12 protein-coding genes are annotated in these 14158 nt (G+C 73.1%); 6 read left to right on the top strand and 6 right to left on the bottom strand.

Annotated features, from left to right (window positions below):
- Positions 1–211 precede the first annotated feature (211 nt).
- Together ACFQ6N_RS11925 and ACFQ6N_RS11930 are read right to left on the bottom strand one after the other, a co-directional pair.
- Complete coding sequence (locus ACFQ6N_RS11925) at positions 212–1792, bottom strand: TolB family protein (protein ID WP_380648663.1); 1581 nt, start codon at positions 1790–1792, stop codon at positions 212–214.
- A gap of 247 nt (positions 1793–2039) precedes the next feature.
- Positions 2040–3524 (bottom strand): TolB family protein, encoded by a 1485-nt coding sequence (locus ACFQ6N_RS11930; protein WP_380648664.1) that lies wholly within the window; start codon positions 3522–3524, stop codon positions 2040–2042.
- A gap of 338 nt (positions 3525–3862) precedes the next feature.
- Here ACFQ6N_RS11930 and ACFQ6N_RS11935 point away from each other — a divergent pair, with 338 nt between their 5' ends.
- Together ACFQ6N_RS11935 and ACFQ6N_RS11940 are read left to right on the top strand one after the other, a co-directional pair.
- The gene (locus tag ACFQ6N_RS11935) at positions 3863–4774 is read left to right on the top strand and encodes a LysR family transcriptional regulator (protein WP_380648665.1); all 912 of its coding nucleotides are present in this window, start codon (positions 3863–3865) and stop codon (positions 4772–4774) included.
- Positions 4775–4853: 79 nt separating this feature from the next.
- Positions 4854–5261 (top strand): hypothetical protein, encoded by a 408-nt coding sequence (locus ACFQ6N_RS11940; protein WP_380648666.1) that lies wholly within the window; start codon positions 4854–4856, stop codon positions 5259–5261.
- Between the two features lie 11 nt (positions 5262–5272).
- On the opposite strand, the gene ACFQ6N_RS11945 is transcribed toward ACFQ6N_RS11940, so the two are convergent.
- Positions 5273–5485 carry a hypothetical protein gene (locus ACFQ6N_RS11945; RefSeq protein WP_380648667.1) on the bottom strand — a complete coding sequence of 71 codons (213 nt, stop codon included), beginning with the start codon at positions 5483–5485 and terminating at the stop codon, positions 5273–5275.
- A 101-nt stretch (positions 5486–5586) separates the two neighbouring features.
- Here ACFQ6N_RS11945 and ACFQ6N_RS11950 point away from each other — a divergent pair, with 101 nt between their 5' ends.
- The 3 genes from ACFQ6N_RS11950 (at position 5587) to ACFQ6N_RS11960 (ending at position 9291) form a co-directional block, all read left to right on the top strand.
- The gene (locus ACFQ6N_RS11950; protein ID WP_380648668.1) at positions 5587–6540 is read left to right on the top strand and encodes a Gfo/Idh/MocA family protein; all 954 of its coding nucleotides are present in this window, start codon (positions 5587–5589) and stop codon (positions 6538–6540) included.
- A 224-nt stretch (positions 6541–6764) separates the two neighbouring features.
- Positions 6765–8633, top strand: a complete 1869-nt coding sequence (locus ACFQ6N_RS11955; RefSeq protein ID WP_380648669.1) for an endonuclease/exonuclease/phosphatase family protein — start codon at positions 6765–6767, stop codon at positions 8631–8633.
- Between the two features lie 136 nt (positions 8634–8769).
- On the top strand, positions 8770–9291 hold the full coding sequence (locus ACFQ6N_RS11960; protein ID WP_380648671.1) for a GNAT family N-acetyltransferase: 522 nt from the start codon (positions 8770–8772) through the stop codon (positions 9289–9291).
- Between the two features lie 54 nt (positions 9292–9345).
- Here ACFQ6N_RS11960 and ACFQ6N_RS11965 read toward each other — a convergent pair whose 3' ends face one another.
- Complete coding sequence (locus ACFQ6N_RS11965; RefSeq protein ID WP_380648672.1) at positions 9346–11727, bottom strand: ATP-binding cassette domain-containing protein; 2382 nt, start codon at positions 11725–11727, stop codon at positions 9346–9348.
- 144 nt (positions 11728–11871) lie between these two features.
- Positions 11872–12285 (bottom strand): VOC family protein, encoded by a 414-nt coding sequence (locus tag ACFQ6N_RS11970; protein WP_380648673.1) that lies wholly within the window; start codon positions 12283–12285, stop codon positions 11872–11874.
- Positions 12286–12584: 299 nt separating this feature from the next.
- On the opposite strand from ACFQ6N_RS11970, the gene ACFQ6N_RS11975 reads away from it, so the two are divergent.
- Positions 12585–13304, top strand: a complete 720-nt coding sequence (locus ACFQ6N_RS11975; RefSeq protein WP_380648675.1) for a dienelactone hydrolase family protein — start codon at positions 12585–12587, stop codon at positions 13302–13304.
- 107 nt (positions 13305–13411) lie between these two features.
- Here the strand turns inward: ACFQ6N_RS11975 and ACFQ6N_RS11980 are convergent, their stop codons facing one another.
- Positions 13412–13981, bottom strand: a complete 570-nt coding sequence (locus tag ACFQ6N_RS11980) for an SMI1/KNR4 family protein (protein ID WP_380648676.1) — start codon at positions 13979–13981, stop codon at positions 13412–13414.
- Positions 13982–14158 lie beyond the last annotated feature (177 nt).

Below are 14158 nucleotides of genomic sequence, written 5' to 3' on the forward strand. Positions count from 1 at the left end.
GGCCCGCGCGTCCCGGGGTCCTCCCCCCCCCCGCGCAACCCCCCCCCGGGGGGGGGCGGCGCCCCTCCGGCCCCCCCCCCCCCCACGGCGCACCACCACCTGCCCCACCCTCCCGCTGCGGGGGCGGGACGCCGGCCCGGCCGACGTCCCGCCCCCGTCGCGGTTCCCGTAGCGGTTCCCGGGGCCGGTCGGGCCTGCCGGGTCCTCCGGGTCAGTCCTCGTCCTGGCCCTGGCCGTCGCCCTGGCTGTCGTTCTGGTCCTGGCCCTGGTCGTTGCCTTGGCCGTTGCCGTGGTGGTGCCTGGCGGGCTTGGCGAAGACCTGGGAGCCCTCGCCCGCCGGGGCATCGGTGCCGGCCACCAGGTTGCCGCTGGTCGAGCCGAACACCACGGTGCGGCCGGAGGCGTCCACGAAGGGGTCGGTCGAGGAGCCGTTGCCGAGCGAGCCGTCCGGAGCGGTGCTGACCCGCTCGGTGCGGCCGGTGCGCAGGTCGTGACGGTAGACGTCCCAGCCCGCGTGCTGCGGCCCGGCCACCAGGTTGTCGGCCCGGGAGGAGAAGTAGACCCAGCGGTTGTCGGCGGTGATGGAGCCGTGGTCGGAGGTGCCGACCGAGCTGGTGCCGGGCAGGCCGCCGCTGACCTTCGTCAGGGTGCCCTTCTTCAGGTCACGGACGTACAGCACGAGGTGGTACCGGTGGCCGTCGGTCGAGCCGCCGGGCTCGGGCAGGGCGTAGACCGCGCGCCGCCCGTCCGGGCTGATCGTCGCGTCGAAGCTCGCGTAGCCGACCTTGCCGTCCTGGTCGAGGCTCACCGGGGAGAGCTTCCCGGTGGGTACGTCGTACGTGTAGTAGACGGCGGTCGTCGGGCGGGCCAGGTTCGCCTTGGCCGCCGTCGGCAGGGGAGCCCCGCTGCCCGGGGCGAGCTCCACGTCGGCTGCCGGGCCGGTCGCCGCGGCGGTGGGAGAGTCGGCCGGATCGGCCGGATCGGCCGGGCGCAGGTTGCCCGACAGGGAGCTGAACCCGATGGTGCGGCCGTCCGCGCTGATCGTCGGGTGGAGGGAGAGGCTGTCGCCCGGCTTGCCGTCCACGCCACGGGAGACCAGCTTGGTCGTCCCCGTCCAGCGGTCGGTGACGAAGATGTTGTAGAGCCAGGTGTAGGGCCTGGCGAGCGAGGGCGCGGGGTCCTCGAAACCCGGGACGAGGTCCTTGCGGGAGGACACGAAGACCACGTACCGGCCGTTGGCGCTGATCGACGGCGCGTACGAGGAGTGGAACCGGTCGCTGTCGGTGCTGGTGAGCCCGCCGCTGATCAGCTCGGTGCGGCCGGTCCTGCGGTCGCGGACGTACACCTCGGTGCGGCCCTGCACCTGCTTGCCGGGCACCACGTTGTCGGCGTCGCTGTCGAAGGCGACGTAGCGGCCGTCGCCGTTGATCGCGACGTAGTCGGTGGAGCCGGCCAGTGCCTCGCCCGAGTCGGACAGGTTGACCCGCTCGGTACGGCCGGTGCGCAGGTCTCGCACGTAGGCGTCGCGGGCGGTGTTCGCGGGCTGCGCCACCAGGTTCGTGGCCCAGGAGGTGAACAGGGCGTAGTGCCCGTCCGCGCTGATGCCCTGGCTGAACGACTGGTTGTCGGGCGCGGCGCCGTTCAACCCGACGCTGAGCTGCGTGGTGCCGCGCAGGGCCGGTGCGGCCTGGGCGGGCGCGGCGGTGGCGGCGAGCACGGCGGCGGCCGCCAGGATGCTGCCGCCGCCCGCCAGCCACCGGGCGCGGGTGGTGCGGGTGCTGCTGCGTGTCATGAGGTCGGTCCCTCCCCTGTGATCGCCCCTGCGCCGGGCTCCCTCCCGGCGACGGGCTCGGAGGAGAGCCAATCGTCGGGAGGCGCGGTGGTCAACGGCCGCCGGTGATCCCGCCCGAAAATACGCCAACAAACGTATTCCGTACGGGAGTCAGGCCGTCACGGGTGGCGGGCCGGAGGCGCGGGCCGGTGTCGCGGACCAGGGGCTGCGGTTCAGGGGTCGCGGGATCCGGCCGCGGGCCGGGCCGTCAGAGGCGGCGCCGGAAGACATCCGCGTTCTGGTTGTCGTCGCCCGGGACGAGGTTGCCGTCGTCGGCGCTGAACAGCAGGGTCGTGCCGAAGGCGTCGACCTGCGGGTAGTAGGACGAGGCGGTGCTCTGTCCGTCGTCCTGGGTGAGGCTGACCCGGTCGATCCGCCCGGTCCGCACGCCGTAGCGGAAGATGTCGTCCTGCCCGTTGGTGTCGTCGGGCACCAGCACGGAGGCGGAGGACACGAAGAAGACCGAGCGGTCGTCCAGGGTCATCGTGGCGTCGAACGAGGACTCGATGTCGGTGGTGCCGGGCAGCGGGTTGCTGACCTTGGTGACCTTGCCGGTGGCCAGCTCGTGGAGGTAGACCTCCTCGTGGCGGCCGTGCGAGCCGGGGCGGCCGCCCGGCTGGAAGAGGGAGTAGACGGCGTAGCGGCCGGAGGGGCTGATCGTCCCGTCGGAGCCGCTGCCCGCCAGCTGCCCGGACTCGTCCAGGCTGACGCCGATGGTCTTTCCGGTGCGGGTGTCCCGCACGTAGTACGGGTAGGCGCGCAGCCCGGTCAGCCGGGGGCTCGCGGCGGCGGTAGCCGGGTCGGTGCCGTCCGTGGTGCCCGCGCCGTCCGTCGCGCTCGCGCCATCCGTCGTGCCTGCGCCGCCCGTCGTGCTCGCGCCGTCCGTCGTGCCGGCGGTGCCGGCCGGGGTGGTGGCAGGGGGCGGGAGCAGGTTGCCGGCCCGCGAGGTGAAGCCGATCCGGCTGCCGTCGGCGCTGATCGTCGGGCTGAAGGAGCTGTTGTCCGCCGGGCTGCCGTCCGCGCCGGTGGAGACCACGGTGGTGGTGTGGGTCCAGCGGTCGGAGAGGAAGATGTTGAACTTGCCGCGGTGCACGCCGGGGGCGAGGTCGGTGCGGTCGGAGGAGTACGTGACGTAGCGCCCGTCCCAGCTGATCGCCGGGTCGTAGGCGGCGTGGATGGTCTGGTCGTCGCCCGCGCCTGAGCTGCCGTCGCCGGCGGTGACCAGGTCGGTGCGGCCGGTCCAGAGGTCCCGGACGTAGAGGTCGTTCACGTGCTTCCGCTGGCCGGGCACCACGTTGGTGGCGCGGGTGCTGAACACCACGAACCGGCCGCTGCCGCTGATCCTGGCACTTCCGGTGCCGTCGTCGAGCGGGGCGCCGTCCACGCCGCCGTCGATCCGCTGGACGTGCCCGTTGCGCAGGTCCCGGACGTAGGTGTCGCCCGCGCTGCCGTGGCCGCCGGGCAGCAGGTTGGTCGCCGTGGACTCGAACAGGGCCAGGCGGCCGTCGCCGCTCAGGCCGCGCGCGAAGGAGTCGCGGTCCAGGCCCTCGCCCTTGGGGCCCTCGCTGACCCGGGCGGTGTCGCCCTTGGGCGGGCGGGCCTCGGCGGCGGGCGTCACGACGGCGGCCGCCGTGACGACGGCCAGGACGCAGGCGGTCCTGGCCAGTCGGCGGCGGGTGCGTGCGGTGGTCATCGATCATCCTCCCCAGATGACGGTGCCGGGCCCGTTCGACCCCCGCGGCCCGGTTCGGCACGAGCCAAGCGCCGGGCGGCCGGGCGGTCAACGAAGTGAAGCGATCTCGTCCGGAAATACGCCACCGGTGGTACCTGCGGACGCGATCACGCTCCCCGGGGCGGTGCGCTGCCGGGCCGCCGCCGCTGTGGTGCCGGGCTGCTGCCGGTGTCCTGCCGGTTTACTGCCGGTCCGCTGCCGGCGCCCTGCCGGACCGCCCCGTTCGGACCGCCCCGTTCGGACCGCCCCGTTCGGACCGTTCCGTCCGGACCGCTCCGCCGCGCTGGCAGAATTGGCCTGTGATCGACGCACGACGGCTGCGGACCCTACGGGCCGTGGCGGACCACCGCACCGTGACCGCCGCGGCGGCCGCCCTCTACCTGACCCCGTCCGCGGTGTCCCAGCAGCTGGCCGCCCTGGAGCAGGAGACCGGGCACCACCTGCTCGCCCGCGAGGGCCGGGGCGTGCGGCTGACCGCCGCCGGGGAGATCCTGCTCGGCCACGCCGACGTCGTGCTCGCCCAGCTGGAGCGCGCCGAGGCCGACCTCGCCGCCTACAGCGCGGGCGTGTCCGGGGAGGTCACCGTCGCGTCCTTCGCCACCGGCATCGGGCTCGTCCTCGCCCCCGCCATCGGCCTGCTCGCCGGGCGGGCGCCCGGGCTGCGGCTGAAGGTGCTGGACGCCGAGGGCGACGCCAGCCTGCCGATGGTGCTGGACGGCCGGGCCGACCTCGCGGTGGCCGTCGAGTACCGGGGCGTGCTCCGGGCGGACGACGCCCGGCTGACCCGGGTGCCGCTGTACGCCGAGCCCTTCGAGGCCGTCCTGCCGCTCGGCCACCGGCTGGCCGGCGAGACCGGACCGCTCGCCGTCGCTGCACTGGCCGACGAGCCGTGGATCGGGCCCTACCCGGGCAACCCCTGTCACGACGTCGTCCTGCTGGCCTGCGAGCACGCCGGGTTCCAGCCCCGGCTCCTGCACTCCTCGGACGACTTCCGGGCCGTCGTCGCGCTGGCCTCGGCGGGCGCCGGGGTGGCGCTGGTCCCGCGCTCGGCGCTGCGCGGCGTCGACCTCGGGCAGGTCGCTGTCCGCCCGGTGGACAGCGAACTCGCCACCCGCCGGGTGTTCGCGGCCGTCCGGGCGGGCGCCGACGGGCACCCGCTGATCCGTCCGGTCCTCGACGTCCTCGCCGAAGCGGCCGCCGCGAGCGCCTGACCGGGGCGCGTCCGGTCGACGGACGCCCGGAAACGGTTCGGCGGCTGCTCGGCGTCCCGGGCCGGGCGGCTCCGCCGTCGTGCTCGGCGGGGCGTCCCGGCCCGGGCGGCCGTGCAGCCGCTGGGCACGCTGGCGCGCCTGGCTCTCCGAACGCGTCGCCGCCCACGGCGGCCACCCGCTGCACGTCTTCGACGCCCTCGCCGAACGGTTCGCGGCCCCCGACTACCGCGGCTGCGTCGCGATCACCACCATGACCGAGATCGCCGACCCGGCCAGCCCCGCCCGCCTGATGGCGGCCCTGCACAAGACCCGCGTCATCGACCTGCTCGAACAACTCCTGCGGACCGCCGACATCCCCCACCCCGCCGACCGGGCCAAGCAGTTCGCCCTCCTCATGGACGGTGCCATCGTCACCGCCCTGCGCGAAGGCACCCCCGACGCCGCCTGGCGCGCCCGCACCATCGCCGAATCCCTCCTGGCCGCCTGAGGCCCGGCCTTTCAGTCGCCGAACCTCAACAACTCGCTCGGCTCCCAGAACTCGCCGTCGGTCTCATCGTGCGCGTACCCTCCGGCGACCACGATCCCCTCGATCCTGTCGTCCCCGATTCCGAAGATCTTCCGGCCGGCAAGGTTTCCCGCGATACCACCCCCCGGCAGATCGAGGACCTCCTCGGGCGAGAGAGGGCCTGGCCTTCGGCCGCCGGCGGTCACGGGGCCGACGGCGGGTTGGTGGGGTGTGCGTGGTGGGGTGTGCGAGCCGGTGAATAGGGTGGGGCGTGGATGGTCTTGGCGTCTGACGTATGGAGATTCGCATGAGTTCGGCCTCGGTTCCTGGCGGTTCGCTCCCGGTCGGGGTGATCGGTCTCGGTGACATCGCGCAGAAGGCGTACCTGCCCGTGCTCACCGCGCTGCCGGGGCTGGACCTGCGGCTGATGACCCGGGACGCGGCCAAGCTCGACCGGATCGGCGACGCCCACCGGATCGCGCCCGGGCACCGGTTCACCGACCTGGGGGACCTGATCGGCTCCGGCATCCGCGCGGCCTTCGTGCACGCCGCCACCGACCAGCACGTCCCGATCGTCGAGCAGCTGCTCACCGCCGGGGTGGATGTCTACGTGGACAAGCCGCTCGACTACACGCTGGACGGCGCCCGGCGCCTGGTCGACCTCGCGGACCGCACCGGCCGTTCGCTGATGGTGGGCTTCAACCGCCGCCACGCGCCCGGCTACGTCCAGGCGAAGGAGCGTCCGCGCGACCTGATCGTGCTGCAGAAGAACCGGGAGGGCCTGCCCGAGGCCGCCCGCATCCTGGTCTATGACGACTTCATCCACGTCGTGGACCTGCTGCGCTTCCTCGCCCCCGGCGAGATCGAGCACGTCGATGTCCGGGCCCGCTGCAAGGACGGCCTGGTCGAGCATGTGGTGCTCACCCTCGGCGGGCAGGGGTTCACCGCGCTGGGCATCATGAACCGGCTGTCCGGTTCGACCGAGGAGGTGCTGGAGGTCTCCGGCGGGGACTCCAAGCGGGAGGTGCGCAATCTGGCCGAGGTGGTCGACCACCGGGGCCAGCCGACCGTGCGCCGCCGGGGCGACTGGGTGCCGGTCGCCCGTCAGCGCGGCATCGAGCAGTGCGTGCTCGCCTTCCTGGACGCCGTCCGGGCCGGGCGGACCCTGGACGCCCATGACGCGCTGCGCACCCACGAGCTGTGCGAGCTGGTGGTGGAGCGGATCGGCGCTTCCTGGGAGTCCGCTGGGAGCGGCCTGTGAGCAGGCTGGACTGACCGGGCGTCAAGTCACCCGGGCGGAACCGACAGTTCACTGACGAGGTCTTGTCGGGGCATTTTCTACGCGCGTATCTTGAGGGGCGCCGCGGGGGTGGGCGTCCTTCCCCCGCTTCTTCTCTACGCGAGTAGCGCGCGCTCGAAGCGTGCCTCCGCCCGGACCGCCGTGCCACGATCGTGCCGCACGGCGGAGCTAGGAGTCCTGCCCCGGTGACCACCGCCCCCGCTCCCCGCCCCCGCAGAGCCCTGCTGCGCGCCGCCCTGATCCCGGCCTCGCTGGCCGCCTCGCTGGTGCTCGTCCCGCTGCCGGTGGCGAACGCCGCCGCGCCCGCGACCCCCGCCCCGACCGAGGCCGGCCCGCTGCGGATCCACGACATCCAGGGCACCACCCGGATATCCCCGCAGGCCGGCAAGCCCGTCACCGGAGTGCCCGGGATCGTCACCGGGCTGCGCGCGTACGGCAGTGCCAAGGGCTTCTGGATCCAGGACCCGAACCCGGACGCCGACCCCGCCACCAGCGAGGGCATCTTCGTCTTCACCGGCGGCAACCCGACCGTCAAGGTCGGCGACTCGGTGCTGGTGAGCGGCAAGGTCACCGAGTACTACCCGAACCTCGGCGGCGGCTCGCAGTCCGTCACCGAGATCACCGCCCCGGCCACCACGGTCCTGTCCGCCGGCAACCCGCTGCCCGCCCCGGTGGTCGTGGACACCCGCAACATCCCCGGCACCTACGCCCCGCCGGCCGGCCCGGACGGCTCCATCGACGGCGGCCGGCTCGACCCGGAGAAGTACACCCTGGACTTCTACGAGTCCCTGGAGGGCATGCTCGTCCAGGTCAAGGACGTCCGGGTGATCCAGGCGACCGACAAGTACAACGAGCTGTGGGTCGCCGCCGACCGCCAGGACCAGCGCAGCAAGCGCGGCGGCGTGCTGTACGAGTCCTACCGCGAGCCCAACGTCGGCCGCCTGATGGTCCAGCAGCAGGCCCCGACCTCCCAGCAGCCCTTCCCGGTCGCCAACGTCGGCGACGAGCTGACCGGCACCACCACCGGCCCGCTGGACTACAACAACTTCGGCGGCTACACCCTCGTCGCCGGCACCATGGGCACGCTGAAGGACAACCACCTCCAGCGGGAGGTCACCGCGCAGCCGACCGACCGCGAACTCACCCTCGCCACCTACAACGTGGAGAACCTGGCCCCCAACAACCCGGACGCCAAGTTCGCCGAGCTGGCCCAGGGCGTCGTCACCAACCTGCGCTCGCCCGACGTCGTCGCCCTGGAGGAGATCCAGGACGACAACGGCAACAAGAACGACGGCACGGTGGGCGCGAGCCAGACCGTCGCCAAGTTCATCGCCGCGATCAAGGCGGCCGGCGGCCCGGCCTACGACTGGCGCTCGATCGACCCGCAGGACGGCAAGGACGGCGGCGAGCCCGGCGGCAACATCCGCCAGGTCTTCCTGTTCAACCCGCAGCGGGTCTCCTTCACCGACATCGCGGGCGGCGACGCCACCACCGCCGTCGGCGTCACCGGCACCGGCGCCGCCACCGCGCTGACCGCCTCGCCCGGCCGGATCGAGCCGAACGACGAGGCGTGGACCAACAGCCGCAAGCCGCTGGTCGGCCAGTTCGTCTTCCGCGGCCAGAAGGTCTTCGTGATCGCCAACCACTTCAACAGCAAGGGCGGCGACCAGGGCATCGACAGCCGCTTCCAGGCCCCGACCCGCAGCTCCGAGGTGCAGCGGATCAAGCAGGCCACCGTCGAGCAGGCCTTCGTCGCCAAGCTGCTGGCCGCCGACAAGGGCGCCCGGGTCGTCTCCCTCGGCGACTTCAACGACTACCAGTTCTCGCCCGCCCTGGCCGCGCTCACCAAGGGCGGCGTGCTGCGCGACCTGGTGAACGAGCTGCCGGAGACCGAGCAGTACTCCTACGTCTACCAGGGCAACTCCCAGGTGCTGGACCACATCCTGGTCAGCCCCGAGGTCGGCTACGCCAAGTACGACGTGGTGCACATCAACTCCGAGTTCGCCCGGCAGGCGAGCGACCACGACCCGCAGGTGGTCCGGATCAAGCCGTGACCCGTCCCGCGAGCGGGCCCTGACGCGCGACGGGCCCGGCCCGGCCTGCGTCGAGCGGGGTCCTGACCTGCGGCTATCCTGCCTCCGCTGCCGGAATCACCGGCGGCGGAGGCGGCGTCGTGCGACGGGGGACAGCGTGGGGGACAGCGTGGGGTACCGGATCGAGCGGATCGGACGCGAGGACTGGCAGCGGCTGCGGACGGTGCGGCTGGCCCAACTCCTTGACACGCCCCTGGCGTTCGGCGAGACCTACGAGTACGCGAGCAACCAGGGCGAGGGCAACTGGCGGGCCCGGACGAACTGGGTCAACGAGCCCGACAAGGTCGGCCTGGTCGCCGTGGACGCCGAGGGGGAGTGGGTCGGCACCATGCTGTCCACCGCCACCAGGGACCACCCCGGCACGGTCGACCTGATCGGCGTCTGGGTGGACCCGGCACACCGAGGCCGCGAGCGCGGCGTCGCCGACGCCCTGCTCGACGCCGTGCTCGCCTGGGCGCGCGACCGGGGCGCCGGGCGGATGCTGCTCGGGGTGCACGAGGCCAACCCCCGCGCCGCCGCCTTCTACCTGCGGCGCGGGTTCGCGTACACCGGCGGCGAGACGCCGTACGCGCTGGACGCCTCGGCCCGGATCCTGGAGATGGCCCTCCCGCTGGACTGACGCCCCGGGAGGGGCACCGGACAAGCCGATCAGTGGATCAGTGGACCCGTCCGGTCAGCCGACGTACGCCGCCAGGGCCTCGCCGGTCGCCGTGGAGCGGGCCGCGACCAGCTCGGCCGGGGTGCCCTCGAAGACCACCAGCCCGCCGTCGTGGCCGGCGCCCGGACCGAGGTCGATGATCCAGTCGGCGTGCGCCATGACCGCCGGGTGGTGCTCGATCACGATGACGGACTTGCCGGACTCGACCAGCCGGTCCAGCAGCCCGAGCAACTGCTCGACGTCGGCCAGGTGCAGCCCGGTGGTCGGCTCGTCCAGGACGTAGACACCGCCCTTGTCCGCCATGTGAGTGGCCAGCTTGAGCCGCTGCCGCTCGCCGCCGGAGAGCGTGGTGAGTGGCTGGCCGAGGCTGAGGTAGCCGAGCCCGACGTCCGCCAGCCGCTCCAGGATCCGGTGCGCGGCCGGGAGTTTGGCCTCGCCGGAGCCGAAGAACTCCTCGGCCTCGGCCACCGGCATCGCCAGCACCTCGGCGATGTTCCGGCCGCCCAGGAGGTACTCCAGTACGGCGGGCTGGAACCGCTTGCCCTCGCAGTCCTCGCAGGTGGCGGCCACCCCGGCCATCATCGCCAGGTCGGTGTAGACCACCCCGGCGCCGTTGCAGGTCGGGCAGGCGCCCTCGGAGTTGGCGCTGAACAGGGCCGGCTTCACGTCGTTGGCCTTGGCGAAGGCCTTGCGGATCGGGTCGAGCAGCCCGGTGTAGGTCGCCGGGTTGCTGCGCCGGGAGCCGCGGATCGCGCCCTGGTCGACCGAGACCACGCCGTCGCTCGCCCGGATCGAGCCGTGGATCAGCGAGCTCTTGCCGGAGCCGGCCACCCCGGTGACCACCGTGAGCACCCCGAGCGGCACGTCCACGTCGACGTCGCGCAGGTTGTGGGTGTTCGCGCCCCGGATCTCCAGCGCCCCGGTGGGCTTGCGCACGCTCTCCCGCAGCGGCGCCCGGTCGGCCAGGTGTCGGCCGGTGACGGTGCCGCTGGTCCGCAGCCCCTCGACATCGCCCTGGTAGCAGACGGTGCCGCCCGCCGTGCCCGCGCCGGGGCCGAGGTCGACCACGTGGTCGGCGATCGCGATGGTCTGCGGCTTGTGCTCGACCACCAGCACCGTGTTGCCCTTGTCCCGGAGGCGCAGCAGCAGCGTGTTCATCCGGTCGATGTCGTGCGGGTGCAGGCCGGTGGTGGGCTCGTCGAAGACGTACGTGGTGTCGGTGAGCGAGGAGCCGAGGTGGCGGATCATCTTGACCCGCTGGGCCTCGCCGCCGGAGAGGGTGCCGGACGGGCGGTCCAGTGACAGGTAGCCGAGGCCGATCTCCACGAAGGAGTCGAGGGCCTGCCGGAGGGTGGTGAGCAGCGGTGCCACCGAGGGCTCGTCGAGCCCGCCGACCCAGGCAGCCAGGTCGCTGATCTGCATCGCGCAGGCGTCGGCGATGGTGATCCCGGCGATCTTCGACGAGCGGGCCGCCTCGCTGAGCCGGGTGCCGCCGCAGTCGGGGCAGGAGGTGAAGGTGACGGCGCGCTCCACGAAGGCGCGGATGTGCGGCTGCAGCGCGTCCTTGTCCTTGGCGAGCATCGACTTCTGGATCTTGGGGATCAGGCCCTCGTAGGTGAGGTTGACGCCGTTGACCTTGACCTTGGTCGGCTCCCGGTACAGGAAGTCCTGCATCTCCTTCCTGCTGAACTCGCGGATCGGCTTGTCCGGGTCGAGGAAGCCCGAGTTGGCGTAGACGCCGACCGTCCACCAGCTGTCGGTCTTCCAGCCGGGGATGGTGAACGCGCCCTCGGAGATCGACTTGGAGGCGTCGTACAGCTGGGTGAGGTCGATGTCGGAGACGCTGCCGCGGCCCTCGCAGCGCGGGCACATGCCGCCGGTGATGCTGAAGCTGCGCCGCTCCTTGACGGTCTTCCCGGCCCGCTCGACGGTGACGGCGCCCGCGCCGCTGATCGAGGGGACGTTGAAGGAGAACGCCTTGGGCGAGCCGATGTGCGGGGTGCCGAGTCGGCTGAAGAGGATGCGCAGCATCGCGTTGGCGTCGGTGGCGGTGCCGACGGTGGAGCGCGGGTCGGCGCCCATCCGCTGCTGGTCGACGATGATCGCGGTGGTCAGGCCCTCCAGGACATCCACCTCGGGGCGGGCCAGGGTGGGCATGAAGCCCTGGACGAAGGCGCTGTAGGTCTCGTTGATCAGGCGCTGGGACTCGGCGGCGATGGTGTCGAAGACCAGCGAGCTCTTTCCCGAGCCGGACACGCCCGTGAACACCGTCAGCCGCCGCTTGGGGAGGTCGACGCTGATGTCCTTGAGGTTGTTCTCGCGTGCGCCGTGGACGCGGATCAGGTCGTGGCTGTCGGCGGCGTGCGGCGCGGGAAGCGCGTCCGTCCTCTTGGGCATGGTTCTCGTCTCTCCCTGTCGATCGGCGGGCCCGTCCCCGCGGTCACGGTCGGCTGCGGATCCGCTCGATCCAACCAGAATCGAGCGGATCCGGTCCGGCCGCCCGCCGCGGGACGGGCCCGGGGGTTCACTGCCGGCGGTGGTTCAGCGGACCTCGTTGAAGCGGATCAGGTTGCCCGCCGGGTCGCGGAAGGCGCAGTCGCGGGCGCCCCACTGCTGCTCGGCCGGCTCCTGCACCAGCTCGGCGCCGCCGGACTTCAGCCGGTCGAAGACGCCGTCCAGGTCGCGGGTGCCCAGGACGAGCCGGGCGTAGGTGCCCTTGGCCATCATCTCGGTGACGGTCTTGCGCTCGTCCTCGGTGATGCCCTGGTCGATGGCCGGCGGCTCCAGCACGAGGGAGACGCCGGGCTGGTCGGCGGGGCCGACGGTGATCCAGCGCATCGCGCCGCCGCCGACGTCGTTTCGGACCTCGAAGCCGAGCAGGTCGCGGTAGAAGACGAGGGAGGCCTCGGGGTCGGTGTGCGGGAGGAAGGTCCAGTGGATGGTGATGTCGCTCATGACCGCAACGCTAGGCGCGGCCCGGGCGGGGGCGCTTCTCCGATCCTGATCGGTCCGGACGGCGGCCCCGACCCGTCCCGACGGTGGCCCCGACCGGTCCAGCGGGCAGGAGCTGGGGCGCCGGGGAAACCGCGTGGCGGACCACGGCGGCCACTGCTATCTTGTCCGAGGCCGTGCGACAGAACGAGGAGGTGGTACCCGTGAACGCAGTAACGACATGGGTGCTCCCCTCCGGGGTCACGGCCGGGCGATAGGTCGTCCGGGAGCGCCGTTCACGTGCACTCCCGAAAGGCACGACCATGCATTTCACTTCCGAGCAGCGCCTCGACAACGGCGTCCTCGAACGCGAATTCACCCTCGGCGAGATCCCGGGCACCCTGTGGACGCCCGGCACCGAACCGGCTCCGCTGATCCTGATGGCCCACAACAACGGCCTGCCCAAGGGGGAGCCCCGCCTGGTGGCCCGGGCCCGGTACACCGCCGCGCAGGGCTACGCGGTGGCCAGCATCGACGCGGCCGGGTGCGGTTCCCGGCCCCGTTCCGCCGCCGACGAGCAGGCCCGCGCCGACCTCCGCAGGGCGATGCGGGCCGGCGAGCCGGTCGACGGGATCTTCGAGTCCTTCATCGGTCCGCTGGTCGAGAAGGCCGTCCCGGACTGGCAGACCGCCCTGGACGCCCTCCTCGCGCTCCCCGAGATCGGCGGCCCCGTCGGGTACTCGGGCTGGACGGCCGTCGGCATCCGGCTGGCCGTGGCCGACCCGCGCATCCGGGCCGCCGGCCTGTTCGCCGGGGGCTACGTGCCCCACGCCCAGCGCGAGGAGGCCCGGCAGGTCACCGTCCCGCTGCTGTTCCTGCTGCAGTGGGACGACGAAGGCAACCCCCGGCAGCGGGCGCTGGACCTCTTCGACGCCTTCGGCAGCAGGGAGAAGACGCTGCACGCCAACCTGGGCGGGCACGTCGGCACCCCGTGGTTCGAGCTGGAGGACGGGGGCCGGTTCTACGACCGGCACCTGAAGTAGGGCCGGCCCGTCAGGCTGTCCGCCATCGGCGGGCGGCCTGACGGCTCCGCCGTACCACGGAGCGCCCCCGGTCGCCCTCTCGGTGGCCCTCCCGGTGCGACGGATGCTCAGCCGGCCGGGCCGAGCCTGGCGTCGAGGGCGTCCCACACGGTCGGACCGGCCAGGGCGCGGCTGCGGGCTCCCGCCTTCCGCTGCCAACGGCTGCCGTCCATCCAGGACTCCAGCCACTCGGCCAGGCTCTCGGACTCCACGAGCCAGGTGTCGGCCGCCCCGGCCGCTGCTCCGGGGGAGTAGTCCAGGACCGTCCCCTGCGGGCCGGTGCAGTCCACCGCGGCATGCCGGCCGCTTCCCCGGTGCAGCACGGGCAGCACACCGCGTGGCCACCACGACCGGCCGCCGGAGCGGGAGCCGATCCTGGCCGGGTAGCTGTCGACGGCTCCGAACCCGACGTGGAAGAGGGGCGTCAGGCCGAACCCGGGCCCGAATCCGCCGTTCCCGATCTCCCCGTAGACCCTGCGGAGCAGCGGCGGCAGGGGCAGCCCGAAGACCTCCTCGGCGCACTCCAGGGTCGCGGGCGCGGCTGTCGGTGCGAGCGTCTCGCGCGCCGTTTCCGCCGCCCACGCGGCCAGGCGCCGGATCAGGTCGTCCTCGGCGGCGGAGCACGGCAGTTCAGGCATGGGGGTCATCCTGACCGGCCGGCGGTCCCCGGTCCAGCGGGTTTCCGCTGTCCGTTCGTCGGCTGCGGGACGGGGAGAAACAAGCAGGCGTGATTGCTTTTTTCTGCGGGCGGTGCCACGCTGCTGCCTGACGGCGCTCGTGCGGGGGCGTCGCCAACTCACCGGCAGGGGAGGCGT

Source organism: Kitasatospora sp. NPDC056446, from assembly GCF_042796115.1.
In the GTDB taxonomy this organism is placed as follows: Bacteria; Actinomycetota; Actinomycetes; order Streptomycetales; family Streptomycetaceae; genus Kitasatospora.